Origin of the sequence: Marilutibacter maris (assembly GCF_006546735.2) — a bacterium.
In the GTDB taxonomy this organism is placed as follows: Bacteria; Pseudomonadota; Gammaproteobacteria; order Xanthomonadales; family Xanthomonadaceae; genus Marilutibacter; species Marilutibacter maris.
Genome location: NZ_VICD02000159.1, coordinates 1 through 1,338 on the forward strand (window position 1 = coordinate 1; position 1,338 = coordinate 1,338).

Consider the following 1,338-nt stretch of genomic DNA (forward strand, 5'->3'; position numbering starts at 1 on the left):
GCGAGCGTCTGGACGAGGCCGCCGCGCGGCTCGTCGCGGCCCAGGACGAGGCCCGCCAGCTGCGCGAGGAGCGCGCGCGGATGCAGAGCGAGCTGGCCCAGGTGCGCGCCCATCTGGAGCACGGCGAACGCAGCCAGGCCGAGATGAAGCAGTTCCTCGACCAGGCCCAGCACAAGCTGTCGGCGGCGTTCGCGGAGCTGGCCGGCAGGACCTTCTCCGACACCGTGAAGACCAGCGCCGAGCGCTCGCGCAGCGACATCCAGGTCCTGCTCAAGCCGTTCGCCGAACGCATCGGCGAGTTCCGCAGCCGCATCGACACGCTGTACGCGGAGGAGGCCAAGGAACGCGCGGCGCTGGCCGGCGCGGTCAACGAGCTAAAGTCGCTGAACCAGGACATGGCCCAGCGCGCGCACGAGCTGACCCGCGCGCTGCGCGGCAACGCCAAGGTCCGCGGCGACTGGGGCGAGCTGATGCTGGAGAGCGTGCTGCGCGGCTCCGGTCTGCAGGAGGGCGAGCACTATCAGCGCCAGATCAGCACCAGCGACGCCGACGGCCGCACCCTGCGCCCGGACATCGTGGTCAGCCTGCCGGACGAGCGCCGGATCGTGGTCGACAGCAAGGTCAACCTGATCGCCTGGCAGGAGGCGATGAACGCCGACGCGCCGGAGCAGCAGCAGGACGCGCTGCGCCGCCACGCGGTCGCGCTGCGCCAGCACGTCAAGGATCTGGCCGAGCGCGACTACCCGCGCGCGCTGGGCGAGGACACCCTGGAGGTGACCGTGCTGTTCGTGCCGATCGAAGGCGCGCTGTCGGCCGCGCTGGGCGCCGATGGCGAACTGCAGGGCTTCGCCTTCGACCGGCGGGTGGTGCTGGCCTCGCCGAATACCCTGATGGCGGTGCTGCGGGTGGTCGACCGGCTGTGGACGCGCGATCGCATCCAGAAGCAGGCGGTCGAGATCAGCCGCAGCGGCGGTTTGCTGATCGACGCCCTGAACGGCTTCCTGGCCGAGTTCGATCGCATCGACGACCGCCTGCGCCAAGCGCGCGAGAGCTACGACGGCGCCCGCAACCGCCTGCACCAGTCCTCGCAATCGGTGATGGCGCGGGCCCGGCGCCTGGAAGCGCTGGGCGCCCGCGGCAGGAAGTCGCTGCCGGCCGACGAGGCCGACGACGACGCGGCCCTGCCCGCCTCCGACGACCGCGACGCCTGAGCATGGGATCTGCCGTAGGAGCGGCGTAAGCCGCGATCCCCGGGCTGCGCCCGGGAATCCCCAAAGTTTGCTGCGCAAACCTTGGGCCCCGCCGTTGCGCTTCCACACCCCCATTCGTGCCTGCGGC

At 71.7% G+C, this 1,338-nt stretch carries 1 protein-coding gene; it reads left to right on the plus strand.

Going from position 1 to position 1,338, the window contains the following annotated elements; translation table 11 throughout:
* A partial coding sequence (locus FKV24_RS09645; protein ID WP_141482224.1) for a DNA recombination protein RmuC occupies positions 1-1,211 on the plus strand: 1,211 nt, incomplete at its 5' end.
* Positions 1,212-1,338 lie beyond the last annotated feature (127 nt).